Source organism: Micromonospora pallida (assembly GCF_900090325.1).
Lineage (GTDB): Bacteria > Actinomycetota > Actinomycetes > Mycobacteriales > Micromonosporaceae > Micromonospora > Micromonospora pallida.
Genome location: NZ_FMHW01000002.1, coordinates 7,295,411 through 7,319,042, shown reverse-complemented (window position 1 = coordinate 7,319,042; position 23,632 = coordinate 7,295,411). Strand labels below are relative to the sequence as shown.

At 71.3% G+C, this 23,632-nt stretch carries 27 protein-coding genes; 17 read left to right on the top strand and 10 right to left on the bottom strand.

The genetic code is table 11. The features are described from left to right. Nucleotides 1-319: 319 nt before the first annotated feature. The 3 genes from GA0074692_RS31480 to GA0074692_RS31470 all read left to right on the top strand — a co-directional run bounded on the left by GA0074692_RS31480 (nucleotide 320) and on the right by GA0074692_RS31470 (nucleotide 2,299). The gene (locus tag GA0074692_RS31480) at nucleotides 320-1,420 is read left to right on the top strand and encodes a 3-deoxy-7-phosphoheptulonate synthase (protein ID WP_091651462.1); all 1,101 of its coding nucleotides are present in this window, start codon (nucleotides 320-322) and stop codon (nucleotides 1,418-1,420) included. A 433-nt stretch (nucleotides 1,421-1,853) separates the two neighbouring features. After that, entirely contained in the window at nucleotides 1,854-2,036 is a 183-nt protein-coding gene (locus tag GA0074692_RS31475; RefSeq protein WP_091654389.1) for a hypothetical protein, read from the top strand. A gap of 68 nt (nucleotides 2,037-2,104) precedes the next feature. Continuing rightward, nucleotides 2,105-2,299, top strand: coding sequence for a hypothetical protein (locus tag GA0074692_RS31470; RefSeq protein ID WP_091651459.1), 195 nt, complete (start codon nucleotides 2,105-2,107; stop codon nucleotides 2,297-2,299). Nucleotides 2,300-2,423: 124 nt separating this feature from the next. Here GA0074692_RS31470 and GA0074692_RS31465 read toward each other — a convergent pair whose 3' ends face one another. The 3 genes from GA0074692_RS31465 to GA0074692_RS31455 all read right to left on the bottom strand — a co-directional run bounded on the left by GA0074692_RS31465 (nucleotide 2,424) and on the right by GA0074692_RS31455 (nucleotide 3,755). Further along, a complete protein-coding gene (locus GA0074692_RS31465) occupies nucleotides 2,424-2,966 on the bottom strand; it encodes a DUF1360 domain-containing protein (RefSeq protein WP_245730539.1) in 543 nt (180 codons plus the stop codon). 109 nt (nucleotides 2,967-3,075) lie between these two features. Then, complete coding sequence (locus tag GA0074692_RS31460; RefSeq protein ID WP_091651452.1) at nucleotides 3,076-3,414, bottom strand: SRPBCC family protein; 339 nt, start codon at nucleotides 3,412-3,414, stop codon at nucleotides 3,076-3,078. Next, the gene (locus GA0074692_RS31455; protein WP_091651448.1) at nucleotides 3,414-3,755 is read right to left on the bottom strand and encodes a DUF6158 family protein; all 342 of its coding nucleotides are present in this window, start codon (nucleotides 3,753-3,755) and stop codon (nucleotides 3,414-3,416) included. Before GA0074692_RS31455 ends, GA0074692_RS31460 begins: the two co-directional genes overlap by 1 nt. 132 nt (nucleotides 3,756-3,887) lie before the next feature. Here GA0074692_RS31455 and GA0074692_RS31450 point away from each other — a divergent pair, with 132 nt between their 5' ends. The 3 genes from GA0074692_RS31450 (at nucleotide 3,888) to GA0074692_RS31440 (ending at nucleotide 5,812) form a co-directional block, all read left to right on the top strand. Beyond that, nucleotides 3,888-4,382, top strand: a complete 495-nt coding sequence (locus GA0074692_RS31450; protein WP_091651443.1) for a hypothetical protein — start codon at nucleotides 3,888-3,890, stop codon at nucleotides 4,380-4,382. A 24-nt stretch (nucleotides 4,383-4,406) separates the two neighbouring features. After that, complete coding sequence (locus GA0074692_RS31445) at nucleotides 4,407-4,730, top strand: DUF3817 domain-containing protein (protein WP_091651439.1); 324 nt, start codon at nucleotides 4,407-4,409, stop codon at nucleotides 4,728-4,730. A gap of 113 nt (nucleotides 4,731-4,843) precedes the next feature. After that, on the top strand, nucleotides 4,844-5,812 hold the full coding sequence (locus GA0074692_RS31440) for a C40 family peptidase (protein ID WP_091654387.1): 969 nt from the start codon (nucleotides 4,844-4,846) through the stop codon (nucleotides 5,810-5,812). A gap of 139 nt (nucleotides 5,813-5,951) precedes the next feature. Here the strand turns inward: GA0074692_RS31440 and GA0074692_RS31435 are convergent, their stop codons facing one another. The 4 genes from GA0074692_RS31435 to GA0074692_RS31420 form a co-directional block, all read right to left on the bottom strand. Continuing rightward, nucleotides 5,952-6,941, bottom strand: coding sequence for a sigma-70 family RNA polymerase sigma factor (locus GA0074692_RS31435; RefSeq protein WP_176738634.1), 990 nt, complete (start codon nucleotides 6,939-6,941; stop codon nucleotides 5,952-5,954). A gap of 411 nt (nucleotides 6,942-7,352) precedes the next feature. Next, nucleotides 7,353-8,288 (bottom strand): N-acetylmuramic acid 6-phosphate etherase, encoded by a 936-nt coding sequence (gene murQ, locus GA0074692_RS31430; protein ID WP_091651432.1) that lies wholly within the window; start codon nucleotides 8,286-8,288, stop codon nucleotides 7,353-7,355. Beyond that, a complete protein-coding gene (locus GA0074692_RS31425) occupies nucleotides 8,285-9,154 on the bottom strand; it encodes a MurR/RpiR family transcriptional regulator (protein ID WP_091654385.1) in 870 nt (289 codons plus the stop codon). The genes murQ and GA0074692_RS31425 overlap by 4 nt, the downstream gene beginning before the upstream one ends. A gap of 172 nt (nucleotides 9,155-9,326) precedes the next feature. Further along, entirely contained in the window at nucleotides 9,327-10,334 is a 1,008-nt protein-coding gene (locus GA0074692_RS31420) for an NAD-dependent epimerase/dehydratase family protein (RefSeq protein WP_091651428.1), read from the bottom strand. Between the two features lie 213 nt (nucleotides 10,335-10,547). Between GA0074692_RS31420 and GA0074692_RS31415 the strand changes: the two genes are divergently transcribed. Next, the gene (locus GA0074692_RS31415; protein ID WP_091651424.1) at nucleotides 10,548-11,225 is read left to right on the top strand and encodes an SDR family NAD(P)-dependent oxidoreductase; all 678 of its coding nucleotides are present in this window, start codon (nucleotides 10,548-10,550) and stop codon (nucleotides 11,223-11,225) included. 16 nt (nucleotides 11,226-11,241) lie between these two features. Here the strand turns inward: GA0074692_RS31415 and GA0074692_RS31410 are convergent, their stop codons facing one another. Next, nucleotides 11,242-11,970 carry a thymidylate kinase gene (locus GA0074692_RS31410; RefSeq protein ID WP_091651420.1) on the bottom strand — a complete coding sequence of 243 codons (729 nt, stop codon included), beginning with the start codon at nucleotides 11,968-11,970 and terminating at the stop codon, nucleotides 11,242-11,244. 152 nt (nucleotides 11,971-12,122) lie between these two features. Here GA0074692_RS31410 and GA0074692_RS31405 point away from each other — a divergent pair, with 152 nt between their 5' ends. From GA0074692_RS31405 to GA0074692_RS31390, 5 genes are all read left to right on the top strand, one after another. Continuing rightward, nucleotides 12,123-12,707, top strand: a complete 585-nt coding sequence (locus GA0074692_RS31405) for a nucleotidyltransferase (protein ID WP_091651416.1) — start codon at nucleotides 12,123-12,125, stop codon at nucleotides 12,705-12,707. Then, nucleotides 12,704-12,979: a hypothetical protein gene (locus GA0074692_RS31400; protein WP_091651412.1), complete on the top strand. Its 276-nt coding sequence runs from the start codon at nucleotides 12,704-12,706 to the stop codon at nucleotides 12,977-12,979. The genes GA0074692_RS31405 and GA0074692_RS31400 overlap by 4 nt, the downstream gene beginning before the upstream one ends. Before the next feature lie 13 nt (nucleotides 12,980-12,992). Next, complete coding sequence (locus tag GA0074692_RS31395) at nucleotides 12,993-13,715, top strand: metallophosphoesterase family protein (RefSeq protein ID WP_091651407.1); 723 nt, start codon at nucleotides 12,993-12,995, stop codon at nucleotides 13,713-13,715. A 41-nt stretch (nucleotides 13,716-13,756) separates the two neighbouring features. Continuing rightward, nucleotides 13,757-13,900: a GPGG-motif small membrane protein gene (locus GA0074692_RS35100; RefSeq protein WP_176738633.1), complete on the top strand. Its 144-nt coding sequence runs from the start codon at nucleotides 13,757-13,759 to the stop codon at nucleotides 13,898-13,900. 145 nt (nucleotides 13,901-14,045) lie between these two features. Then, nucleotides 14,046-14,537 carry a TspO/MBR family protein gene (locus tag GA0074692_RS31390; RefSeq protein WP_091651403.1) on the top strand — a complete coding sequence of 164 codons (492 nt, stop codon included), beginning with the start codon at nucleotides 14,046-14,048 and terminating at the stop codon, nucleotides 14,535-14,537. A gap of 236 nt (nucleotides 14,538-14,773) precedes the next feature. Here the strand turns inward: GA0074692_RS31390 and GA0074692_RS31385 are convergent, their stop codons facing one another. Further along, the gene (locus tag GA0074692_RS31385) at nucleotides 14,774-15,547 is read right to left on the bottom strand and encodes a M23 family metallopeptidase (protein WP_091651400.1); all 774 of its coding nucleotides are present in this window, start codon (nucleotides 15,545-15,547) and stop codon (nucleotides 14,774-14,776) included. Between the two features lie 259 nt (nucleotides 15,548-15,806). On the opposite strand from GA0074692_RS31385, the gene GA0074692_RS31380 reads away from it, so the two are divergent. The 5 genes from GA0074692_RS31380 to GA0074692_RS31360 all read left to right on the top strand — a co-directional run bounded on the left by GA0074692_RS31380 (nucleotide 15,807) and on the right by GA0074692_RS31360 (nucleotide 22,058). Then, a complete protein-coding gene (locus GA0074692_RS31380; protein ID WP_091651395.1) occupies nucleotides 15,807-17,153 on the top strand; it encodes an ABC transporter substrate-binding protein in 1,347 nt (448 codons plus the stop codon). 73 nt (nucleotides 17,154-17,226) lie between these two features. Continuing rightward, nucleotides 17,227-18,279, top strand: coding sequence for a carbohydrate ABC transporter permease (locus GA0074692_RS31375; RefSeq protein WP_091654383.1), 1,053 nt, complete (start codon nucleotides 17,227-17,229; stop codon nucleotides 18,277-18,279). A gap of 1 nt (nucleotide 18,280) precedes the next feature. Then, the gene (locus tag GA0074692_RS31370; protein ID WP_091651390.1) at nucleotides 18,281-19,246 is read left to right on the top strand and encodes a carbohydrate ABC transporter permease; all 966 of its coding nucleotides are present in this window, start codon (nucleotides 18,281-18,283) and stop codon (nucleotides 19,244-19,246) included. A 63-nt stretch (nucleotides 19,247-19,309) separates the two neighbouring features. Then, complete coding sequence (locus GA0074692_RS31365; protein ID WP_091651388.1) at nucleotides 19,310-20,335, top strand: LacI family DNA-binding transcriptional regulator; 1,026 nt, start codon at nucleotides 19,310-19,312, stop codon at nucleotides 20,333-20,335. Nucleotides 20,336-20,402: 67 nt separating this feature from the next. Then, the gene (locus GA0074692_RS31360; protein ID WP_091654380.1) at nucleotides 20,403-22,058 is read left to right on the top strand and encodes a glycoside hydrolase family 13 protein; all 1,656 of its coding nucleotides are present in this window, start codon (nucleotides 20,403-20,405) and stop codon (nucleotides 22,056-22,058) included. 138 nt (nucleotides 22,059-22,196) lie between these two features. Here the strand turns inward: GA0074692_RS31360 and GA0074692_RS31355 are convergent, their stop codons facing one another. Further along, complete coding sequence (locus tag GA0074692_RS31355; RefSeq protein ID WP_091651386.1) at nucleotides 22,197-23,600, bottom strand: MFS transporter; 1,404 nt, start codon at nucleotides 23,598-23,600, stop codon at nucleotides 22,197-22,199. Nucleotides 23,601-23,632: the final 32 nt, after the last annotated feature.

Genomic DNA, 23,632 nt, shown 5'->3' with positions numbered 1-23,632 from the left:
ATCCGGTACGCCCCGACGACAGGCTCCGCCGGCACCACGACGCACGTACCAGTGCCCCGGAACACACTCCTTCTCGAATACTGGAACACAAAACCCGGCTCCGGCCCGATCCGTCGGGTAGGGTGGTCGGCGTGACGCGCTCGTATCGATGGTTTAGCCAGCCGGCTCAGGAGCCGGTGACTCGACCATGAGCTGACGTCACCACTCTCCGAGCCGGCCAGGCGGGGACCACGCGGTCCCCCTGCCCCCTTGCCTACGAGCAGCCGGCTCGGTCCCGGGCGCCGGCCCCGGGAGTTGGTCGGCGGAAGGAACCTTCACCGTGACGACCCCGGACACCGGCCGCGTCATCGATCAACGGATCGAGCGCATCGTGCCGTTGACCACCCCGGCCCTGCTGCACCACGAGCTTCCCCTGGACGCCACGCTCACCTCGGCGGTGCTCACCGGCCGCCGGACGGTCAGCCGGGTGCTCGACCGCAGCGACGACCGGCTGCTGGTCGTGGTCGGCCCGTGCTCGGTGCACGACCCGGTCGCCGCTCTCGACTACGCCCACCGGCTGCGTGAGGCGGCCGAGCGGCACGCCGACGACCTGCTGGTGGTGATGCGCGTCTACTTCGAGAAGCCGCGCTCCACGGTGGGCTGGAAGGGCCTGATCAACGACCCGGACCTGGACGGTTCGGGTGACGTCAACCGGGGCCTGCGGCTCGCCCGGGCGCTCCTGCTCGACGTGCTCCGGCTCGGCCTCCCGGTGGGCTGCGAGTTCCTCGACCCGATCACCCCGCAGTACATCGCAGACACGGTGGCCTGGGGCGCGATCGGCGCCCGTACGGTGGAGAGCCAGGTGCACCGGCAGCTCGCCTCCGGCCTGTCCATGCCGATCGGGATGAAGAACCGCCCCGACGGCAGCATCGGCACGGCGGTGGACGCGATCCGCGCCGCCGGGGTGCCGCACGTCTTCCCCGGCATCGACGTCTCCGGTACGCCGGCCATCCTGCACACCCGGGGCAACGCCGACGGGCACCTGGTGCTGCGTGGCGGCAAGGGCCTGCCGAACTACGACGCCGACTCGGTGGCCGCCGCGCTGGCCCAGCTCGGGGCGGCGAACCTGCCAGAACGGCTGGTGATCGACGCCAGCCACGACAACAGCGGCAAGGACCACCGTCGCCAGCCGGTGGTCGCGGCGGACGTGGCCGCGCAGCTCGCCGCCGGTCAGCGCGGCATCGTCGGGATCATGCTGGAGTCGTTCCTGGAGCCGGGGCGGCAGGACCTGCACCCGACGCAGGAACTGACCTACGGCCAGTCGATCACCGACGCCTGCATCGGCTGGCAGGACACCGCCGAGGTGCTGGAGACCCTGGCCGGTGCCGTCCGGGCCCGCCGCGCCCACACCTCTCCGACCGCCCTGCCCACGCCCGCCTGAGAAGACAACGCCGCCCCGGGCAATGCCCGGGGCGGCGTTGGTGTCGGTGTGCAGGTCGCCTCTCGGCGAGTGGCGCGACGCGGCTCCAGCCGGACGGTATTCCGCGAAGGCATATTGGTGAGGCCCGGGGACACTGGACACACCGACACCTCAGTCAACCACCGGGGTGGCCGGGGTGTTCCGGAACCGAATGTGGCCTGGGTCACGTCCACTGCCCCGCGCGCGGCGGCCCGTTACGTCCACGTCCCGGACGGCCTCGGCCTCCGGACCACTGCCCGCGCGCGGCGGCCCGTTCGTCGGCGACCTGCGACCACGCCCCGCCTTTCGCCGACGGTCGCCGCGGGGTCCCGCGACAGCGGACGGGGTGGTCGTGACGTTTGACCGATTCCGGCACGGGTAGCCGATCGCCGTGACCGACGAACCAGGCAGCCGGATGATCGACGACCTGCTCGACGATATCTACCACGGGCAGGAACGGATCAGTCAGGCCGAGATCCAGCGCCGGGCGGTGGCCGCCGAGCTTCCCGCCGAACTGCTGACCCGGATCTCGGCGCTGCCCCAGGGCGAGTACGCGATGGACGAGGCGGCCGACCTGCTCGGCGGCTCGGCGGCCTGAGGCGCGGCCCACGGCCCGATCACGCTCAGGACAGCGAGCAGCCGACCACGGAGAGGACGACAGCGACCATGAGTGACCCGGACGACAAGCCGAAGCGGCCGACCGCACTCGGTCAGCCGACCGAGGAAGTGGACACCACCCCGGATCCCGACTTCGCCACCGAGCACGACCGTACCGCCGTCGACCGGGACATCATCACCGGCGAGGACGAGGAGGACCGGGAGCCGGAGTCACCGACCGGCTGGTCCGGCATGCAACGCTGACCACCCCGTCCCACCCGGCCCCCGGCACCCCGGCAGACACCTCGTCGATCATGGAGTTGAGGCACCGCACAAAGCTCACAATCGCCACCAATCCTGGCGCCACAACTTCATGATCGACGGGGTGTCAGTCCTCCTCCTGCTTGCCGCCCTCGGCGGCCTGCTGCGAGATGGCGTACGCCATCTGGAGGAAGTCGGAGGCGGCGACCGCGGTCAGCGCGGTGGCGACCAGCCGGGTCGTCCGGGGCGCGAGGACGAGCCCGCCGGTGAGTCCGGTGGCCACCCAGACGGCCAGACAGAACGGGCAGCTCAGCAGCTCGCCTATCGCGTGCCGGGTGGAGCTGCCCGAGTCCCGTACCTGCTCCATCACCTCACCGCTGCCACTCGGCCGGTCGTAGCGGGTGAACGGAGCGCGCAGCGGGCTGGTCACGGCGTCCTTGGAGAGCAGCCGGCTCAGCTTGTGGGTGGCGATGCCCAGCAGCACCACGTCGACGGTCGCCGGCCGCTCCGGAACCGGTCGGCCGGTGGCCTTGACCAGGGCGGCGAGCGCCCCGGCGACCCCGGCGTAGGTGCCCATCGCCGCGAGGTAACCGCCCAGCGGCCGGTGTTCGTGCGGCGCGTACGCCCGGCGCAACCGCGCCACCCTGTCCTTCAGGCCGCTCTGCGTCACCAGGTTCTCCTTGCCTCGATACGTCCGCCACGCCGATCCGGCGGACCGGCGTGGCTCGCGGCGGCCCGCACCGACGACCATGCCCGGACGGTGGGTCGGCGCGGGGCGGTCAGCCTGCGGCGAGGTTCTCGTCCACCTCGCGGGCGAGGTTGTCCAGGACCTCGCCGGCCAACGCGTCGGTGGCCTGGTGGTCGGCACCGCCGGTCAGCTCGAGCCGGACCCGGGCTCCGCCCGCGTCCTCCGATTCGACCCGGATCTCGGCCGACCATCCCGGTTCGGAGCCGCCGCCCCACCGGGCGCGTAGTTCGTCCGGCACGACCTCCGGCCGCTCGGCGCCGTCGGTGAGCAGCGGCTCCGGGAGCCAGGCCGACGCCCGGTCGGGGTCGGTGGCGGTGTTGAAGACCACCTCGGGCTCGGCGGACATGCCCCGCTCGACATGTGCCGCCATCAGACGTCCCGCAGCCGGCTCGGGTCGACCTCGCGGCCGGGGTGGCGCGCCAGGTACTCCGTCTCCAACTCGGCGGTACGCCGCAGGTGGGTGGCGAGCGCGGAGTCCGCCGCGTGGCGCAGCGTGTCCAGTCGGGTCCGGTGCAGGCTGTGCATCTCGCGGATCAGGTCCTCGTCACCCAGTTCGGTCGGGTCGACCCCGAGCAGTTCGGCCTCGGCTCCCCCGTCGGTGACGGCCATGTCGTGCAGGTGGTCGCCGTCCCACTCCGGTAGTCGCTGCTCGGGACTGGCCTCGGTCGCCCCGGCCTGCGGAAACCCGTTCTGTCGTACCGATCCGGTCATCGTCGCCCCCCTGATCTCGTTTGGGCTGGCAGCTAGACGGATGCCCACACCGGGGGGCACCAAACCACCCGCCCGGCACGGCACTACGACGTGGCGTCGGAGACACCGGACCGGCCCGGTACCCTCGATGCCATGAAGCGGCTCTGGACACCGGCGTGGATCGTCCGCCACGTGGCCATGGTCGCGCTGGTCGTCGGGTTCTGCGGGCTGGGCTGGTGGCAGATCAGCCGGGCCGCCGCCGGCAACACGCTGAGCTGGGCGTACGCGGTGGAGTGGCCGATCTTCGCGGCTTTCGTGGTCTTCGTCTGGTGGCGCGAGATCCGGCACACGCTGCGCGCCGCGTCGACTGCGGAAGACCCCGCCGATCCGGCTGTCACAGCGGCCTTGGAGCAGCCGGTCACGGCGGCGTCGGGGCAGCCGGTCACGGCCGCGGCGGGCGGTGGACCGGCCACCGCCGGGCCGTCGTCCCCGGCGTCCACCACCCCGGTGGTACGCCGCCCGGTGCGGGTCGCCCGGACGGCCGTACCGGCCGACGACGGCGAGGACGCCGACCTGACCGAGTACAACCGCTACCTGTCGTGGTTGACCGCCAACCCGGGCGCGCGACCCGGTGACTACCCCGGTTGAGCCGGGCGGAAGGACGGAAGGACCGTGGGCGCAGCCCTTACCCGGTACCGCGTGATCGCCTGGATCGTGGGCGTGGTGCTGATCCTGCTCGTGGTGATCGGGATGCCACTGAAGTACGGGTTCGACGAACCGGTCGTGGTCGAGACGATCGGGCCGGCCCACGGCTTCCTCTACATGGTGTACCTGGCCGCCGCGTTCGACCTGTCCCGTCGGGCCGACTGGTCGTTGAAGCGGATGGCGCTGGTGATGCTCGCCGGCACCGTGCCGTTCGTCTCGTTCTACGCCGAGCGCCGGGTCGGCCGCTGGGTCACCACGGACACGCGCACCCCCCAGCCGGTCGCCGGCTGACCCCCATCTCCGCCTTGTGGTAGCAGGGGTCCCTTGTTACTCATTAATGAGTAACAAGGGACCCCTGCTACCACCACAACGCTTTGTTCTCGGGAGAGGATTCGCCCCTCGTGTTGTCGTCGCCTCGGAACCTGCTGCGCTGCTTGGTGGTCGGCGGTCTGGTCGCCGTCCTGCTCGCCCCGGGCACGGTGGCCCGGGCGGAGCCGACACCGGCCGAGTTGACCCAGCGGATCGAACGCACCTCGACCGAGCTGGAACGGGTCGTCGAGTCCTGGAACAAGCTCAACGAGGACATCAAGGCGAACCGGGCGGCGGTGGCGAAGCTGACCGCCCGAATCGGACCGTTGGAGCGGCAGGTGGCGCAGGGGCGCGCCGACGTGGACCGGTACGCGGTGACCGCGTACAAGACCGGCGGGCTGACCACTGCGGAGGTGCTGCTGCGCAGCGGTGACCGGTCCGTCCTGCTCGCCCGGTTGGGCACCCTCGACCAGGTCGCCCGTCAGCGGGAGGCGCAGGTCGCCGACTTCGGCGCGGACCGCCAGCGGCTGGTCGACGCCAGGACGCGGCTGGAGGCCACCCTGACCCGGCAGGCCGCCCAGTCGCGGGAGCTGGCCGCCGGGAAGAAGCGGATCGAGCGTGACCTGAGCCGCCTCTACGAGCTGCGCCGACAGGCGTACGGGCGGGCCACCGAGAAGCCCGCGCCACCGACTGCCAGGCCGAAGACGCCCGCGGTCTCCGGTCAGGCCGGCGTCGCCGTCCGGTACGCCTACGGGGCGCTCGGCAAGCCGTACCGGTGGGGTGACGACGGTCCGAACGGGTACGACTGCTCCGGGCTGACCCTGGCCGCCTGGCGGGCAGCCGGGAAGTCGCTGCCGCACAACGCGGCGATGCAGTGGAACGCCACCGCCCGGGTCAGCCGCGCCAGTCTGCGCCCCGGTGACCTGGTGTTCTACCGGGGTCTCGGGCACGTGGCGCTCTATGTCGGCGACGGGAAGGTGATCCACGCCCCGACCTTCGGCCGGAACGTCGAGATTCGGGCCGTCGACCTGATGTCCCCGTACGGCTACGGCCGGGTGCGCTGAGTCCGCCCGAACGCGGGACGGCCGGCGTCCCCCTTCCGGACGCCGGCCGTACGCGGTTGCTCGCCTGTCGTTCGGGCGGGCGAACGCGGTTGCTCGCCTGTCGGGCGAACGCGGTGCTCGCCTGTTGTTCGGGCGGGGGTCAGGCCGCCTGGAGCCCTTCCGCCCGGGCCAGCTCACGCAGCCGGCCGAGCGCCTGGATCTCGAGCTGTCGGATCCGCTCGCGGGAGAGCGAGAAGCGCGACGCGACCTCGGTCAGCGAGTGCTCCCGCCCGTCCTCCAGGCCGTACCGGGCCCGCATGATGCCGGCGGACCGGTCGTCCAGGTGGTTGAGCAGGCCTTCGATGCGCTGCCGCTCCAACCCGGTGAGGACGATCTCCTCCGGCGAGGGGGCATCGCTGTCGGCCACCAGGTCACCGAGGTTGGTGTCCCCGTCGTCACCGACCGGGGTGTCCAGCGAGACGGTGTCCTGCGACCAGCGGATCAGCTCGTTGACCCGCTCGACGGTGACGCCGAGCGCGGCCGCGACCTGCTCCGGCTCCGGGTCGCTACCCAGCTCACGGGTGAGCTGACGGGCCACGTTGCGCATCCGGTTGACATCCTCGACCAGGTGCACCGGCAGTCGCACGGTGCGCTCCTGCTGGGCGATCGCCCGGCTGATCGCCTGGCGGATCCACCAGGTCGCGTAGGTGGAGAACTTGTAGCCCCGCTCGTAGTCGAACTTCTCGACCGCGCGCACGAGGCCGGTGTTGCCCTCCTGGATCAGGTCCAGCATGGGCATCCCGGACCGGACGTAGCGGCGGGCGATCGACACGACCAGCCGCAGGTTCGCCCGGATGAACAGGTCCTTGGCCCGCTCGCCCTCGACGACGATCCGCTCGAGGTCGTCCCGGTTTACGCCCTCGGGGACCCGGTCCTCGGCGAGCAGGTGCTCGGCGTAGAGACCTGCCTCGATCGCCTTGGAGAGGTCGACCTCCTTGGCGGCGTCCAGCAGCGGCGTCCGGGAGATCTCGTGAAGGTAGACTCCGACCAGGTCGCGCTCCTCGGCAACCTCGTCGGTTCGCATGCCGATGTTCTTGTCCACGTTACCCACGGTCCCCTCGCTCGCGCCGGTTGCCCGGTTCCTTGCCATCCCCACGTCCATCAGCCCTCCCCCGTAATCTCCGCTGTGCCCACCGGTCCTGACACCTACACAACAGATGGGACGCGTCGGGGATTCCATGTCATGAGTCGAAACTGTCACGAGTGCCTGAGTGCTAGCTGAAAGCAAGGTCTACGTTTGCTGTCAGCACCCCGCCGGATGGTCGTCGGCGGGCACGGCGCGGCGCTGCGGCGCGATCTGACGCCCCTATGACATGGCACCATCGGGCACCTTCCGCGCACAGCGACGCACATCACCAGCGAGCTGCGATTCCGGTCACTGTGACAGACGCACGGACTGAGCGGTCGGTTCATCCACGCCCGGATAGATACCCCGGCGCCCGGTGAAGTATCCCGATCGGGTGGGCACCCCGGCTGACCGCCGGGGTGGGCCGCCCGGCGGTCAGCCGGCGAGCAGGGCGAGCGCGCCGCGTACCTGGTCGGCGGAGCGGGCGAGCGCCACCCGGGCCGCCGCCACGTCGGCGCCGGACACCAGCGAGACCAGGGCGGTCTTCAGGTCACCGTCGGCCGCGTCCAGGGCCTGCCGGCAGATCTCCTCGTCGCACCCGGTCGCCTCGACCAGGATCGTGATCATCCGTCCCCGGAGCTTGGCGTTGGTGGCCACCACGTCGATCATCAGGTTCGAGTAGACCCGACCGAGACGGACCATCACGGCGGTGGAGAAGGCGTTCAGCACCAGTTTCTGCGCGGTGCCCGCCTTCATCCGGGTCGACCCGGTCACCACCTCGGGACCGGTGTCGACCCCGATGAAGACGTCCACGTCCCGGGCCGCCTCGGCCTCCGGGTTCGCGCAGAGCAGCACCGTCGCGGCCTGCCGGGCCCGGGACGCGGCCAGCGCCCCGAGAACGTACGGGGTGCGCCCGCTGGCCGCCACGCCGACCACGACGTCCCCGGCGGCCACACAGCCGGTCGCCTCGGCGGCCCCGGCCGGGTGGCTGTCCTCGGCGTTCTCGACCGCCTGCCACATGGCGTCCTGGCCGCCCGCGAGGTGGGCGCAGAACCAGTCCCGGGGAGAGCTGAAGGTGGGAATCAGCTCGACCGCGTCGAGCACCCCGAGGCGGCCCGAGGTGCCCGCGCCGAAGTAGTGCACCCGCCGCCCGTTGCGCAGCGCGGTCACCGCAAGGTCGACCACGGCGGCGATCTCGTCGAGCACCGCGCCCACGGCTACCGGCACCTGCTGGTCCGCCTGGTTGATGACCTCGAGCATGTCCCGGGTGGACATCAGGTCGAGATCGGCGCTGAGTGGGTTGCGACGTTCCGTCGGCGCCCCCACCCGCACCGTCGGTCGAACCTCGGACGGCACCTGGTCGGTGGTCATGCCTTCCTCCGGGTGGAGCCGACGCGGTGCGAGCGGACCGCGTCGGCGGTGACCTCCAGGGCCTTCCGGGCCCGGGCGCGGTTGCGGGCGGCGACCCCGACGAAGAGGCAGTCGACCACGGTGAGCTGGGCGAGGCGGCTGGCCATCGCCCCGGAGCGGTAGGTCGTCTCGCGGGCCGCCGTGGTGAGGACGAAATCCACACCTTCGGTGATCGGCGACCGGGGGTAGTTGGTCAGGGCGACGGTGACCGCGCCCTGGGCGCGCGCCTGCTCCAGCACCTCGATCACGTCGGAGGTCGTGCCGGTGTGCGAGATGCCCACCGCGACGTCCCCCCGGCCGAGCAGGGCGGCCGAGGTGAGCGCGGTGTGCACGTCCGGGAAGTAGAAGGCGGTGCGGCCGATCCGGTGCAGCTTCTGCTGGAAGTCCGAGGCGACGAAGCCGCTGGCCCCGGCGCCGTAGATGTCGACCCGACCGGCGTGGCAGATCGCCTCCACCACCTGCTCGCAGATGGCCGGGTCGAGTTGCTCGGCCGTCTCCTCGACGGCACGGGCGTCGTTGAAGGCGATGGTGGCGATGATCTGGGCGAGGTCGGCACCGGGTGGGATGTCGCCCCCGACGACCCGCGCGTCCGGTGGCTCGATCCGGCGCGCCGCCTCGGCGGCGAGCCGGATCCGCAGCTGTGGGTAACCGTCCATGCCGACCGAGCGGCAGAACCGGATCACCGTCGCCTCCGAGGTCTCGGCGGCGGTGGCGAGGTCGGTGATGGTCCGCCGCGCGGCGTCTGCCGGGTCGGCGACGACCAGACGGGCGACCCGTTGTTCGGCCGGCGAGAGCGAGGGCAGCAGGCCGCTGATGTGGACGATCAGGCCGCCGGGCTCGTGACTCTGACTGGCAGAACCGCCCGGTTCGTTTCGCGCTGAGCCACCGCGCTCGTTCCTTGCGGAAATCTTCGGACTCTTCGCCACGGATGAAACTTACTTTCATCAAGCGTAGGCGTCAACCACGATCCGCTTATCAGGGAAAACTCTGTGGGAGCGGTCACCCCTTACCGCCAGCGTGCCATTCCCGCAGGATGGCCGCCTCCTCCGCCGGCTCGAGTCCACCCTGCCGGACGGCCCCCGGGTGGGCGTCCATCCAGGTCAGGGTAGCCCGGGCGCTGTCGGCCACCGGCCGGGTGACCAGGCCTGCGGCGAGGGCAGGGGTGGCGTCCCGGGCGAGAAAACCAGCCCACTCCGTGCCGGGAACCCACAACGGCAGGGACCGCTTTCCCGACCACGGGCGGACCTCGTGGGCCTGGAGGAAGTCCGAGTCGACCCAGGTCAACCGGGGCTCGGGCGAGCCGACCCCGGCGGCGATCCCGCCCAGCGCCGCCACCCGGGGCACCGCCGCGCCGATGCCGTCGTAGGTGCCGGTCACGCCGGTGGCGGCGGCGTGCAGCAGCCAGGCGGCCAGGTCGTCGACGTCGACGTACTGCACCGGGTCGTCCGGCGCGCCCGGGGCGAGCACCTCACCGCCGGCCGCGAGCCGCCGCACCCAGTACGGGAACCGGTCGCTCGGGTCCTCGGGCCCGATGATCAGACCGGCCCGGCAGACGAAGAGCCGCTCGACCGCCTCCGCGTACAGGTTCTCGATGCTGACCTTGCACTCGCCGTACCACTGGAAGTCCGGTCCGGGACCGGTCACGCCGTCCGGGGCGGGCGGCAGCAGCGGGGTGTCCGCCACACCCCCGCCCGGGGCCGCGAAGCTGGCGTAGACGGAAATGCTGGAGACGAAGGTCCAGTGCCCGACCCGGTCGGCGAGGGCGGCGACGGTGTGCCGGGCCTGGTCCAACCACCGGGTCACGTCGATCGCCGCGTCGAACCGCTCGCCGTCGAGCGGGGCGAGCCCGGCGGGGTCGGACCGGTCCACCGGAACGAACCGGACGCCGGGTACGGGCGCACCGGAGGCGCCCCGGGCAACGCAGGTGACGTCGTACCCCCGGGCGAGGGCGAGGCGCGCCACCGCGCGGCCGAGGAACTGGGTGCCACCGAGGATGAGGAGTCGCATGGCGACGATGCTGCGCCCCGACGGGCGGGGCCGGCCAGGCCGGTTAGCCCTGGGCAGACGGGTTACGCCCTGAGCGCAACGGCTCCTGGGTTCGACGCGACCGGGTGTCCCGCCCGCAGCGCGACCGGCCTCGCGGCTCGGGCCGGTGCCGCGCACGGTCCCCCGACGCCCCGGGCCGCCGCCGGCACGGCGCCAACCACTAGCGTGGGGCGCATGGCGGAGCGGAGCGTACTGGTCACGGGTGGCTCGGGCGGACTGGGTGGCGCGGTGACCGCCGCCTTCACGGCGGCGGGGTGGCGGGTGGTCGTGGCCGACCTGCGGCCGGGCGACGGGGACGGCGCGCTCACCGTCGCCGCCGACCTCACCGACCCGGCCGGCGCGGCCCGGGCGGTGGAGGTGGCGGCGGGCGACCCGGAGGCGCCGCTGCGCGCGGTGGTCAACCTGGTGGGCGGGTACGCCAGCGGCGGGCTGGTGCACGAGACGCCGGTCGAGGAGTTCGACCGGATGTTCACCCTGAACCTGCGCCCGACGTACCTGGTCACCCGGGCGGCGCTGCCCCGACTGACGGCGGCCGGTGGCGGCGCGGTGGTCTGCGTGTCGGCCCGGGCCGCGCTCGCGCCCTTTCCGGGCGTCGCCGGTTACGTCACCGCCAAGGCGGCGGTGCTGGCGTTCGCCAACGCGGTCGCGGTGGAGTACCGCGCCAGCGGGGTGCGCTGCAACACCGTCCTGCCGAGCGTGATCGACACTCCGGCCAACCGGGCCGCCCAGCCGGACGCCGACCACAGCCGGTGGGTCGCCCCGGCGGAGATCGCCCCGGTGGTGCGGTTCCTGGCCAGCGACGAGTCGGCGCCGACCAGCGGCGCGGCCGTCCCGGTCCACGGCCGCGCCTGACCGCCGACCACCCCGGTCAGGAGGGGGCCGGCGCCGGCAGCGGTGCGAGCAGTGGCGGCCGGTGCACCGGGCACCCGGTCGCCGGCAGCCAGGCGGCCAGGTGGTCGCGGATCTGTCGGGTCACCTCGTCCGGGGTCCGGTTCGCGTCGATCACCACGAACGTCGGGAACTCCGGCAACGACCGGTACGCGGCGTCGGCCGCGACCAGGTAGTCGATCGGTTCGTGGTCGGTGCCGCGCCGTTCGATCCGCCGGTACGCCTCCCCCGGCTCCACCGCGAGCAGGAAGGTGACCTGCGGCGCCGGGAAGAGCCGGTAGGCCAGCCGGGCCAGCCGCTCACCGCGCCGCCGCCCCCCGTGGGCGCGGAGGCTGGCGTACTGGCAGACGGCGTACCGGTCCATCACCGCCGTCCGGCCGGTGAGCAGGGCGCCGAGCAGCGCCCGCGCGATGGCGAGCCAGCGCAGCACCGACTCGACGATGAGCATGCCCCGGTTGCCGAGCAGCGCCTGGGCGTCCCGGCGGCCGAGCCGTTGGGCGAGCCGGCCGAGCCAGGCCCGTCCGCCCGCGTTGCGGTGGTAGGTGGCCGGCAACCCGGCCACGGTGAGCACGTCGGCGAGCCGATGTGCCTGGGTCGTCTTGCCCGAGCCGTCGATGCCGATCAGGGCGACGGCACGCAGCCGGGCCGGGTCGCGCCGCGCCCGCAGTGATCTGACCACCTTCCCGAGGATATCCGAGTCACGCTTCATAAGTAGCCCAACTACTATTCAAACCGCCACTATCCGGATGTAGGGCTCTTTCTGCCCAGCCCCCGCCCGCGTGACAGGTGTGGCCGATCGGCTTGCCGGGTACGCAACTTCACTGCGAGCGCCTGTACCGCCCACCGACCAGGGAGAGTCCGATGGCCCAAAACGGGGACGCCAGTCTGTTGCACACCCTCAAGCGGGTCGCCGCTGTGCTGAAACAGTCCGACATCCCCTTCGCCCTGGGCGGCAGCTTCGCCGTCTACGCGCACGGCGGACACTCCAGCGAGCACGACGTGGACTTCCTGATCCGCCACCAGGACGTCGAGACGGCCCTCGAGGCGCTGGTGGCGGCCGGTTTCACCGCCGAGCGCCCGCCGGAGGACTGGCTGGTCAAGGTCTACGACGAGGGACGGATGGTGGACCTCATCCACCGCCCGATCGAGACCCCGGTGACCGAGGAGACCTTCGCCGACACCGTGGTCCGCCCGGTCGACGCGATCCACATGCCGGTGCTCTCGGCGACCCAGCTCATGGTGCACAAGCTGCTCAGCTTCTCCCAGCACTACTGCGACTTCGCCCGGGGTCTCCCCCTCGCCCGGTCCCTGCGGGAGCAGATCGACTGGGAACGGGTACGGAAGGAGACCCAGCACTCCCCGTACGCCGAGGCGTTCCTGGTGCTGCTGGACCGACTCGACGTGGTGCCGGACTCCGGCGCCCCGGACGGAAGGGAGACACCGTGACCGACCACCTCAGCGCCGCTGTCGGGCCGCCCGACGAGTACGTCGAGGCCGAGATCCAGCGCCTGCTGACCGAGGACCCGGACATCGCCGAGCAGGGCATCACCGTGGTCCGGCGGGAGCACGGCCTGGTGCTCTACGGCGAGGTGGAGAGCCCGCACCGCCGGGACGAGATCCTGCGCCGGGTGGCCGACCGCTTCCCGGACGTACCGGTCACCAGCGACATCGGGGTGACCCGCGCCCAGGCTCCGACGGAGATCGAGGAGCTGCCGTGAGGAGGACTGCGTCATGATCCGGATCGCCGCCGTCGGCGACGTACACGTCGACGAGGACGTGGTGGGCCGGTTCCGGCCGGCTCTGGAGGAGCTTCCCGAACACGCCGACGCGCTGCTGCTCGCCGGTGACCTCACCCGGCACGGCTCGGAGAGCGAGGCGCGCTGCGTGGCCGAGGAGTTCGGCGGGTTGGGCGTACCGGTGGTGACCGTGCTCGGCAACCACGACCACCAGTGCGACGAGGTCCCGCAGGTGGTGAAGGTGCTGGAGGACGCGGGCATCACCGTCCTGGAGGGCAACGGCGTCGTGCTGGACTGCGGCGGGCACCGGCTCGGGATCGCCGGGGTGAAGGGCTTCGGCGGCGGGTTCGCCGGGCGCTGCGCCAGTGACTTCGGCGAGCCGGAGATGAAGGCGTTCGTCCGGACCACCACCGACAGCGCCGACCAACTGGCCGCCGCCCTGCGCGGACTGGACTGCGACGTGCTGGTGGCGCTGACCCACTACGCGCCGGTGCCGGACACCCTCGCTGGCGAACCCCTGGAGATCTACCCGTTCCTCGGCTCGTACCAGCTCGGTCAGGCGATCGACTCGGCGCCCACCGCGCTGGCCCTGCACGGCCACGCGCACGCCGGCAGCGAGCGGGGCACCACGCCCGGCGGGGTACGGGTCCGCAACGTCGCGCACCCCGTGATCAAGCAGGCCTACAGCATCTTCCACCTGGGCAACCACACCGACTGAGCACAGGTTTCCCGAATCTGGCGGTCGGGTACCCAATCGTCATGGAGCTGATTCTCTGGATTCTCGCAGTCGTACTGGTGATCGCCGGCATCATGGCGTTGTTCCGCCGGCAGATCCTGTGGGGCGTCGTCCTCATCGTGGTGGGCCTGCTGGTGGGCCCGGGCGGCGTCAGCATCTTCACATGATGTGACGTCCGCCGTCCATACCCCCTGGACCCGCCGGGGTCGTCGTACCGGGTCTCCGTCCTCCCGACCTGAGACCCGGCACCGACGGCCCCGGCGCTTCGTTTCCGCGGGTTTGTTCCCGCACCGTACGGGGAGCATCCCGGCCATGACGACGACGCACGACGCCCGGCGGGCGCACAGGGCCCGGGCTTGGTGGGCCCTGCTCGGCTTCGGCACGGTGGTGGTCGTCGCCGCCGGGATCGGGGTGCTGGGCGTGTCGGACACCTCCGCCGAGTACGCGAGCCTGCGCCGGCCCGCCTGGGCGCCCCCGTCGTGGCTGTTCGGCCCGGTCTGGTCGGTGCTCTACGCGATGATCGCCGTCGCCGGCTGGCTGGTCTGGCGGCGGGTCGGTCTCGGCCCCGCGATCGGCGTCTGGACGGCGCAGCTCGCGCTCAACGCGGCATGGACCCCGATCTTCTTCGGCGCGGGCCGGTACGGGCTGGCCCTCGTCGACGTCGTCGTGCTCTGGCTGCTGATCGGGTTCACCGTCGTCCTGTTCCGACGGGTGTCCCGTCCGGCCACGCTGCTGATGCTCCCCTACTGGGCCTGGGTGGCCTTCGCCGCACTGTTGAACCTGGCCATCTGGCAGCTCAACTGACTGTGGCGGTGGGAATCGCGCGGCCGGAGCAGGGGTCGACGGTTGGGGGCGGGTGGTTGGGTTGGTAGCAGGGGTCCCTTGTTACCGCTTTCTGCCGAGCAGGGGTCCCCTGCAACCACCTCAGCCCGCACCGGCCGTGCCGGTGCGGACCGTGCCGGTGCGGGCTGTACCGCCGCCCCGACCGGGCTGTCGGCTCAGCTCTGCCGACAGCCGCGGATGAGGGCGGCGGGCGACGCTCAGCAGCGTGGTACGCCCGGGATGAACCCGTCGTAGCCGGTGTAGACGTAGGCGTCGGCGATGAACCGGCCGGAGCCGATCCGGTCCCAGATGTTGCTGGTGCCGTAGGTGCCCGTGACGGTGGTGCCGGTGGTCTGGCACTGGACGGTGACCCGGGTGCCGTCGGCCACGGTGCCCACCGCGGCGTAGCCGGTTCCGGGGCCGGAGCGGACGGTCAGCGGGCTGCCAGCCGTGTTGACCGTGGCGTTGCCGCCGCTGGAGCAGCCGTTGTCGCTGCCGTAGTTCTTGGTGCCCCAGTACAGCGCGAGGGCGCCGTTGAAGCGGACCTGGATGTCGCTGCCGTTGAGCCGCTGCTCGTAGTGCAGGTGCGGGCCGGTCGACCCGCCGGTGGTGCCGACGTAGCCGATGACCCTGCCGTAGCCCACGGACTGGCCCACCGAGACGTTGAACCCGTTGAGGTGGGCGTAGTAGGTGGTGTAGCCGCCCCCGTGGTTGATCCGGACGTACTTGCCGTAGCTGGTGCCGCCGAGGTCGGTCACCACGTCGACGGTGCCGGGGGCACTGGCCACCACCGGGTCGCCGAGGTCGTCGGTGCGGTTGAAATCGATGGCGTACGCCGGGCTGTGACCGGTCCTGGTCTGCCCCGACCAGGTCTGCCCACAGGGGAACGGCACCTTGAAGGTCGGGGCCGCCATCGCCGGGGCGGACGGCACCACGATCGCCGTGATCAGCAGCCCGGCAACCGCCGCCAAGCTGAGCAAACGCTTGCGCATCAACAGCCTCCTATGTTGAAAGCTTTCTATCCCTGAATGACAGGGTGGCAGAAAACTCCAGCCGTCGAAAGAGATCGATTGAGTCCTCTTTGGCTGACAGGAGCACGGTTAGGTAAACCTCGGGGTTTCCTGATTGTTACTTGCTCGTGTCCGGCAGGGGTCTGGACCCACGCCGATGCAAGCGCTTACATGTGGGAACGCCCAATCGGTTCGGCGAGGTCAGCGACGACGACCGCGCCGCCTAACGAAGGAGGACGGCATGGCGGTCTCTGCCAGACCACGCCAGGCCTTCGCGATCATCGGTGCGCTGGGGCTGGCGCTCGCCGCCACCGCCTGCAGCAGCGACGACGACAGCAGTGGCAACAACGCCGGCTCAGCCGAGTGCTCCGCATATGAGAAGTACGACGGCCACGACGGCAAGAAGGTCTCGATCTACGCGTCCATCCGGGACACCGAGGCGGACCTGCTCGAGCAGTCCTGGGAGCAGTTCGTGGACTGCACCGGCATCGAGATCGACTACGAGGGCAGCGGCGAGTTCGAGGCGCAGCTCCAGGTGCGCGTCGACGGCGGCAACGCCCCGGACATCGCGTTCGTCCCGCAGCCCGGCCTGCTGGCCCGGTTCGCCGAGGCCGGCAAGCTCAAGCCGGCGTCGGCCGACACCAAGGCGATGGCCGAGCAGAACTACTCGCCCGACTGGCTGAAGTACACCACCGTCGGCGGCCAGTTCTACGGCGCCCCGCTCGGCTCGAACGTGAAGTCGTTCGTCTGGTACTCCCCCAAGACCTTCAAGGAGAAGGGCTGGGAGGTCCCCACCACCTGGGACCAGCTCATCGCGCTGAGCGACAAGATCGCGGCGGACGGCACCAAGCCGTGGTGCGTCGGCATCGAGTCCGGTGACGCGACCGGCTGGCCGGCCACCGACTGGATCGAAGACCTGATGCTGCGGACGCAGACCCCCGAGGTCTACGACCAGTGGACCACCCACGGCATCCCGTTCAACGACCCGAAGGTCGCCGAGGCGCTCGACCGGGCCGGCACCATCATGAAGAACGAGAAGTACGTCAACGGCGGCTTCGGCGGCGTCAAGAGCATCGCCACCACCTCCTTCCAGGAGGCCGGCACGCCGATCCTCGAGAACAAGTGCGCCCTGCACCGGCAGGCGTCCTTCTACGCCAACATGTGGCCGGAGAACACCAAGGTGGCCGAGGACGGCGACGTCTTCGCCTTCTACTTCCCGGCCGTCGACGAGGCCAAGGGCAAGCCGGTGCTCGGTGGCGGCGAGTTCACCGTCGCCTTCGCCGACCGCCCGGAGGTCCAGGCGGTGCAGACGTACCTCGCCTCCGGTGAGCACGCCAACTCCCGCGCCAAGCTCGGCAACTGGGTGTCGGCGAACAACAAGCTCGACGTGGCGAACGTGGCCAACCCGATCGACAAGCTCTCCGTCCAGATCCTCCAGGACAAGGGCACGGTCTTCCGGTTCGACGGCTCCGACCTGATGCCCGGCGCGGTCGGCGCCGGCACCTTCTGGAAGGGCATGATCGACTGGATCAACGGCAAGGACACCGCCACGGTGCTCTCCACCATCGAGAGCAGCTGGCCCAAGTGAGTCGCCCGGGGGTCCGGTCCGCCACGTGCGGGCCGGACCCCCGGCACCGGGCCGTGATTCCCTGGGAGTGCGGATGAACTTCGAGTTCGCCGACGAGTCACCGAAGCTCGTCATGTTGCTGTACGGCCTGGTGGCCTTCGTCGTGGTGGTGGGTGGACTGCTCCTGCTGCTCGACGCGGTGCCGGCCTGGTTCGCCCGTCGTCGGGAAGCCCAACTGGTCGCCGCGTCGGCCAGCGGCACGCCCCTGCCCCGTCGCCGCGCAAAGCCCCGGGAGGGCGTCTTCGCGCTCTTCTTCCTGCTGCCCACCGTGCTGTTGCTCGCCATCGGCCTGGTCGTGCCGGCGGTCCGCACCACGCTCCTGTCGTTCATGGACGGCGGCAGCGAGAACTGGGTGGGGCTGCGCAACTACGGGTGGCTCTTCACCCAGGACGACATCCTGCGGGTGCTCATCAACACCATGGTCTGGGTGGTCCTCGTTCCGCTGATCGCCACCACGATCGGCCTGCTCTACGCGGTCATGGTGGACAAGGCGCGGATGGAGGCGCTCGCCAAGTCACTGATCTTCATGCCGATGGCGATCTCCTTCGTCGGCGCCAGCATCATCTGGAAGTTCGTCTACGCGTACCGCAGCGAGGAGCAGGAGCAGATCGGCCTGCTCAACCGCATCGTGGTGAGCCTCGGTGGGGAGCCGAAGCAGTGGCTGCTGGAGTCGCCGCTGAACACCCTGCTACTCATCGTGATCATGGTTTGGATCCAGGCCGGGTTCGCCATGGTGGTGCTCTCCGCGGCGATCAAGGCCATCCCCGCCGAGATCGTCGAGGCGGCCCGGCTGGACGGCGTCAACCCGTGGCAGATGTTCTGGCAGGTGACCATGCCGAGCATCCGGCCGGCGCTGATCGTCGTCGTGGTGACCATATCGATCGCTACGCTGAAGGTCTTCGACATCGTCCGGACCAGCACCAACGGCAATTACGACACCAGCGTGATCGCCAACGAGATGTACAACCAGGCGTTCCGGTACGGCCAGAACGGGCAGGGCGCCGCCCTGGCGGTCTTCCTCTTCGTCCTGGTCGTCCCGATCGTGATCTACCAGATCCGCAACCTGCGGCAGCAGCGGGAGGGCTGAGATGACCACCACCACTCCCCCGGTCGCCGCCGGCGCGCAGGCCGGCGCCCGGTCGACAACCGCCGCCGCCCGCGTCCGCAAGCGGCTGAGCAGTCGCACCGCGACGCTGGTCTCCATCGTCATCGCGGTGGTCTGGACCATCCCCACCTTCGGTCTGTTCGTCTCGTCCTTCCGTCCGGAGGACGAGATCAAGACCAGCGGCTGGTGGACGTTCTTCACCGACCCGCAGATCACCCTGGAGAACTACCAGCAGGTGCTCTTCGGACGGTCGTCCTCCTCCGGCCAGTTGGCGAGCTACTTCATCAACTCGCTGGTGATCACGCTGCCGTCGGTGCTGTTCCCGCTGGCCTTCGCGGCGCTCGCCGCGTACGCCCTCGCCTGGATCAACTTCCGGGGTCGGGACTGGGTCTACATCGCCATCTTCGCGTTGCAGATCGTGCCGCTCCAGATGGCCCTGGTGCCGCTGCTGAGCTTCTTCTCCAAGGGGGTCAGCGTCGGTGGAATCACCCTGATGCCGGCGTGGAACCTCGCCGACGAGGAGAAGTTCGTGCAGGTCTGGTTCGCGCACACCTGCTTCGCGCTGCCCCTGGCGGTGTTCCTGCTGCACAACTTCATCTCACAACTGCCGAAGGACCTGATGGAGGCGGCACGGGTCGACGGGGCCACCCACCCCAAGATCTTCCGCACCGTCGTGCTGCCGCTGATCACCCCGGCGCTGGCGGCCTTCGGCATCTTCCAGTTCCTCTGGGTCTGGAACGACCTGCTCGTCGCGCTGATCTTCGCCGGTGGCGGCGACGAGACGGCACCGCTCACCGTCCGGCTGGCCGAGATGGCCGGCACCCGGGGCAACGAATGGCAGCGGCTCACCGCCGGTGCGTTCGTCTCGATCGTCGTACCGCTGATCGTGTTCCTGTCCCTACAGCGCTACTTCGTGCGGGGCCTGCTCGCGGGAAGCGTCAAGGGCTGACCCCGGCGTCGGTCGCCGCCCGCGCATCCGGGCGGCGACCGACGCGGGCGGATCGGGGGAACCGTGACGAGGATTGATGATGTCGCCCGCCTCGCGGGAGTCTCCACGGCCACCGTGTCGCGGGCGCTGCGTGGACTTCCCACGGTCTCGGCGGCGACCCGGCGGCGGGTGCTCGCCGCCGCCGAGGAACTCGACTACGCCGTCTCGCCGAGCGCCTCCCGGTTGGCGGGGGGTCGCACCGGCACGGTCGCGGTGGTCGTCCCCCGGATCACCCGGTGGTTCTTCGGCACCGTGGTCGAGGCGGTCGAGGAGGTTCTCCACTCCGCCGGGTACGACCTGCTCCTCTACAACCTCGGTGGCCAGGCACAGGTCCGGCAGCGGGTGCTGCGGGCCGCCAACCTGCACAAGCGGGCCGACGCGGTGCTGCTGGTCGCCACCCCCCTGCGGTCCGCCGACCTGACCGCGCTCACCGCGCTCGACCGGCCCGGCGTCATCGTCAGCTCCGGCACCGTCGTCCCCGGCTGGCCGTGCGTACGGATCGACGACGTGGCCGCCGCCCGGACCGCCACCCAGCACCTGCTCGACCTCGGCCACCGGCGGATCGCGCACATCTCCGGCGACCCGGAGGACGAGCTGGCCTTCACCACACACGTCGACCGGCGGCGCGGCTACCACGAGGCGCTGCGCGCCGCCGGGGTGCGGCCGGACCCGAGCCTGGACGTGGAGTCCGAGTTCACCATCGACGGCGGCAACCAGGCCACCGTCGAGTTGCTGCGCCGGGGTGACCCGCCGACAGCGATCTTCGCCGCCTGCGACGAGATGGCGATGGGCGCGATCGCCGCGCTGCGCGAGGCCGGGCTACGGGTGCCGCAGGACATCAGCGTGATCGGCATCGACGACCACGACCTCGCCGCCGTGCTGGGGCTCAGCACCGTGGCCCAGCCCGCCGCCGAACAGGGCCGGCTCGCCGCCCAGATCGTGCTCGACCCGCTCGTCGGCACCCCGGGGAGCACACCCTCCGACTCGCCGGTGATTCTCCCCACTCGTCTGGTGGTGCGTGATTCCACCGCCCCGCCGAGGGCACACTGAACGGACTCGACCGCCCCTGCCGGGCAGGCCGGTCGGCACCGCCCGGCTCGACACTCGGGAGACGACCCTGAACACCCATCACGACCCGCAGGAAACCGTCAGCGACCCGGCCACCGGCTGGTGGACCGAAGCCGTCATCTACCAGGTCTACCCGCGTTCCTTCGCCGACTCCGGCGGCGACGGCGTCGGTGACCTGCCGGGCATCACCGCCCGCCTCGGACACCTCGCCGACCTCGGGGTGGACGCGGTCTGGTTGTCCCCGTTCTACCCGTCGCCGCAGGCCGACGCCGGCTACGACGTGGCCAACTACCGCGACGTCGAGCCGCTGTTCGGCACGCTCGCCGACGCGGACCGGCTGATCGCCGACGCGCACGCGCGGGGCCTGCGGGTGATCGTCGACCTGGTCCCCAACCACACCTCGTCGGCGCACGCCTGGTTCCGGGCCGCGCTGGAGGCCGGGCCGGGCAGCCCGGAACGGCAGCGGTACGTCTTCCGGGACGGCCTCGGTCCGGGCGGTGCCGAGCCGCCGAACGACTGGCAGAGCGTGTTCGGCGGGCCGGCCTGGACCCGGCTCGCCGACGGGCAGTGGTACCTGCACCTGTTCGACACCGCCCAGCCCGACCTGAACTGGGACAACCCCGAGGTCCGGACGGAGTTCCTGGAGGTGCTGCGGTTCTGGCTCGACCGGGGCGTCGACGGCTTCCGGGTCGACGTGGCGCACGGCCTGGTCAAGCAGGCCGACCTGGCGAACTGGCGGGAGCCGCAGGAGATCCTCTCCGGCCAGGAGGTCGACAAGCCCCGCCCGCCGATGTGGGACCAGGACGGGGTGCACGAGATCTACCGCGAGTGGCGACGGCTGCTGGAGACCTACGGCGGTGACCGCGTCCTGGTCGCCGAGGCGTGGGTGGAACCGGCCGAGCGGCTGGCCCGCTACGTCCGCCCCGACGAGATGCACCAGGCGTTCAACTTCGAGTACCTGCTCGCCGCCTGGACCGCGCCGGCCCAGTACGCGGTGATCACCCGCTCCCTGGAGGCCACCGACGCGGTCGGCGCCCCGACCACCTGGGTGCTGTCCAACCACGACGTGGTCCGGCACGCCTCCCGACTCGGGCTGCCGGTCGGTACCCCCCGGCCCAACGGCATCGGCGCGGACGACCCGCAGCCGGACGCCACCCTCGGCCTACGCCGGGCCCGCGCGGCCACCCTGCTGATGCTCGCCCTGCCCGGCTCGGCCTACCTCTACCAGGGTGAGGAGTTGGGGCTGCCGGAGCACACCACGCTGCCCGACGAGGTCCGGCAGGACCCGACCTGGGAGCGCAGCGGGCACACCGAACGTGGCCGGGACGGCTGCCGGGTGCCGATCCCGTGGGAGGCCGACGCCCCGTCGTACGGCTTCGGGCCCGCCGACGCGAGCTGGCTGCCGCAGCCGCCGTCCTGGGCCGAGTACGCGCTGGACCGGCAGCGCGGGGTGCCCGGCTCGACGTACGAGCTGTACCGGACCGCGCTGCGGCTACGCCGGGAGCACGGGCTGGGCCGGGGCACGCTGCGTTGGCTGGCCTCCGGCGACGAGGTGCTGCACTTCCGCAACGGCGCGTTGGGCGTGCTGACCAACTTCGGCGCAGCATCGGTGCCGCTGCCGGACGGCGTAGAGCCGCTGCACGCCAGCGGCCCCCTCGACGACGCCCTGGTCCCCACCGACGTCACCGTCTGGTACCGCGCCTGAGGGTTGTTTGGTTTCGTGGTTGGTTAGTTGGTTGGTAGCAGGGGTCCCCTGTTACCGCTTTTTGACGTGCAAGGGTCCCCTGCTACCACCCGACGGGTGCAGGGGACCCCTGCTACCACGCGGGCGGGGTGCAGGGGGTCAGAGGCGTTCGGCGCGGGTGTGCAGCAGGGTGTGCACGTTGGCGATGTCCCGGGGCGAGGTCCGTGAGGCGAACCAGTACATGATCCCGGTCGGGATGAAGAAGAGCTGGAACGCGGCCAGCCCGACGGCGAAGTTCAGCGGCGGCGGGAAGGCCCCCCGCAGGGCGTGGAAGGCCACCCCCACCAGGCCGTTCCCGGCCGCCCGGCCGACCCCGTTGACCAGGTTGCCGAGGCTGTAGACGGTGCCCCGGTGCTCCGGCGGGTTGACGTCGGCGATCAGGGCGAACCAGTTCGGCGAGTTCGCCGAGGTCAGCGCGAGCGCCAGCACCGCGGCGAGCAGGCTCAGCCCGACCGTCGGTTCGGTGAGGACACTGGCGAGCACCGCGCCGATCACCGCGCCAGCGCCCGCGCCGTCCGGCACGTCGATCCGGATCGGCACGAAGAAGAGCACCAGGTAGAACGGGACGGCCGCGAGGATGCCGACGGCCGCGACCATCGCCCGGCCCCGTGGGGTACGCCGTTGCAGCGCGTCGCCGACCAGCCCGCCGACGATGGAGAAGACCCCGCCGAGCTGGAACAGGGTGGCGAAGACACTGCCCACCACGATCGCGGTGGCCGGTGAGTAGCCCTGCTCCTCGGCCCGTTCGGTGAACAGCACCGGCAGCCAGACCAGCGAGCCGAAGGCGGCCTGCGCGGTGAGCCCCTGGAACACCAGCCAGAAGTTGGTCCGCCGGTGCAGGATCCGGGGCAGGTCGGCCCGGCTGATCCGGTAGTCGTACTCGGCGCCGTGGGCGAGCGCGCCGGCCAGCTCCGGTTCGCTCTGCCCGCGTCGCACGTCGTAGGTGAACACGTACGCCGCCGTGGCGGCCAGGCCGACCAGGCTGAGCAGCAGGAAGGGCCGACGCCAGTCCGCCGCGCCGAGGATCCCGCCGACCAGGGTGCCGGCGAGCGTACCGACGCCCTGGGACAGCCCCCAGAAGCTCATCACCAGACCCCGGCGGCGGGGCGAGATCAGGTCGGTGACCACCGAGAAGCCGACCGAGCCGACCGCGCCGAGCCCGACCGCCGCCACCATCTGGGCCACCAGGAAGAGCGGGTAGCCGGGAGCCACCGCGCTGCCCGCGGTGCCGGCCGCCCAGAGCAGGGTGCCGACCACGAGCAGCGGCTTCCGGTTGGTCCGGTCGCCCACGTACGCCCAGCCGACCGCAGCCACCGCGCTGACCAGGAAGCTGACCGCGGTTACCAGCCCGATCAGGCGCTGTGGCACGTCCAGCGAGTCGGCGATCGACCCGTACAGCGGGGGGACCAACCCGATCGCCACGTTGTCCAGCGATGCGAGGAGCACGAAGACGACGACGGTGTACAGCCGGTGGACCCGGGTACCGCCGCTGGTGGTGGTCATGTTCGTGCACTGAACCAGGATCAGATCACGAC

Coding starts and splice junctions, on each gene's coding strand:
- GA0074692_RS31380 (WP_091651395.1), top strand. CDS start 15,807: ATGGCGGTCTCTGCCAGACCACGCCAGGCCTTCGCGATCATCGGTGCG.
- GA0074692_RS31405 (WP_091651416.1), top strand. CDS start 12,123: ATGGCCCAAAACGGGGACGCCAGTCTGTTGCACACCCTCAAGCGGGTC.
- GA0074692_RS35100 (WP_176738633.1), top strand. CDS start 13,757: ATGGAGCTGATTCTCTGGATTCTCGCAGTCGTACTGGTGATCGCCGGC.
- GA0074692_RS31435 (WP_176738634.1), bottom strand. CDS start 6,941: ATGGCAAGGAACCGGGCAACCGGCGCGAGCGAGGGGACCGTGGGTAAC.
- GA0074692_RS31455 (WP_091651448.1), bottom strand. CDS start 3,755: ATGACCGGATCGGTACGACAGAACGGGTTTCCGCAGGCCGGGGCGACC.
- GA0074692_RS31395 (WP_091651407.1), top strand. CDS start 12,993: ATGATCCGGATCGCCGCCGTCGGCGACGTACACGTCGACGAGGACGTG.
- GA0074692_RS31390 (WP_091651403.1), top strand. CDS start 14,046: ATGACGACGACGCACGACGCCCGGCGGGCGCACAGGGCCCGGGCTTGG.
- GA0074692_RS31420 (WP_091651428.1), bottom strand. CDS start 10,334: ATGCGACTCCTCATCCTCGGTGGCACCCAGTTCCTCGGCCGCGCGGTG.
- GA0074692_RS31415 (WP_091651424.1), top strand. CDS start 10,548: ATGGCGGAGCGGAGCGTACTGGTCACGGGTGGCTCGGGCGGACTGGGT.
- GA0074692_RS31375 (WP_091654383.1), top strand. CDS start 17,227: ATGAACTTCGAGTTCGCCGACGAGTCACCGAAGCTCGTCATGTTGCTG.
- GA0074692_RS31410 (WP_091651420.1), bottom strand. CDS start 11,970: ATGAAGCGTGACTCGGATATCCTCGGGAAGGTGGTCAGATCACTGCGG.
- GA0074692_RS31385 (WP_091651400.1), bottom strand. CDS start 15,547: ATGCGCAAGCGTTTGCTCAGCTTGGCGGCGGTTGCCGGGCTGCTGATC.
- GA0074692_RS31470 (WP_091651459.1), top strand. CDS start 2,105: ATGAGTGACCCGGACGACAAGCCGAAGCGGCCGACCGCACTCGGTCAG.
- GA0074692_RS31475 (WP_091654389.1), top strand. CDS start 1,854: ATGATCGACGACCTGCTCGACGATATCTACCACGGGCAGGAACGGATC.
- GA0074692_RS31460 (WP_091651452.1), bottom strand. CDS start 3,414: ATGGCGGCACATGTCGAGCGGGGCATGTCCGCCGAGCCCGAGGTGGTC.
- murQ (WP_091651432.1), bottom strand. CDS start 8,288: ATGACCACCGACCAGGTGCCGTCCGAGGTTCGACCGACGGTGCGGGTG.
- GA0074692_RS31450 (WP_091651443.1), top strand. CDS start 3,888: ATGAAGCGGCTCTGGACACCGGCGTGGATCGTCCGCCACGTGGCCATG.
- GA0074692_RS31370 (WP_091651390.1), top strand. CDS start 18,281: ATGACCACCACCACTCCCCCGGTCGCCGCCGGCGCGCAGGCCGGCGCC.
- GA0074692_RS31355 (WP_091651386.1), bottom strand. CDS start 23,600: ATGACCACCACCAGCGGCGGTACCCGGGTCCACCGGCTGTACACCGTC.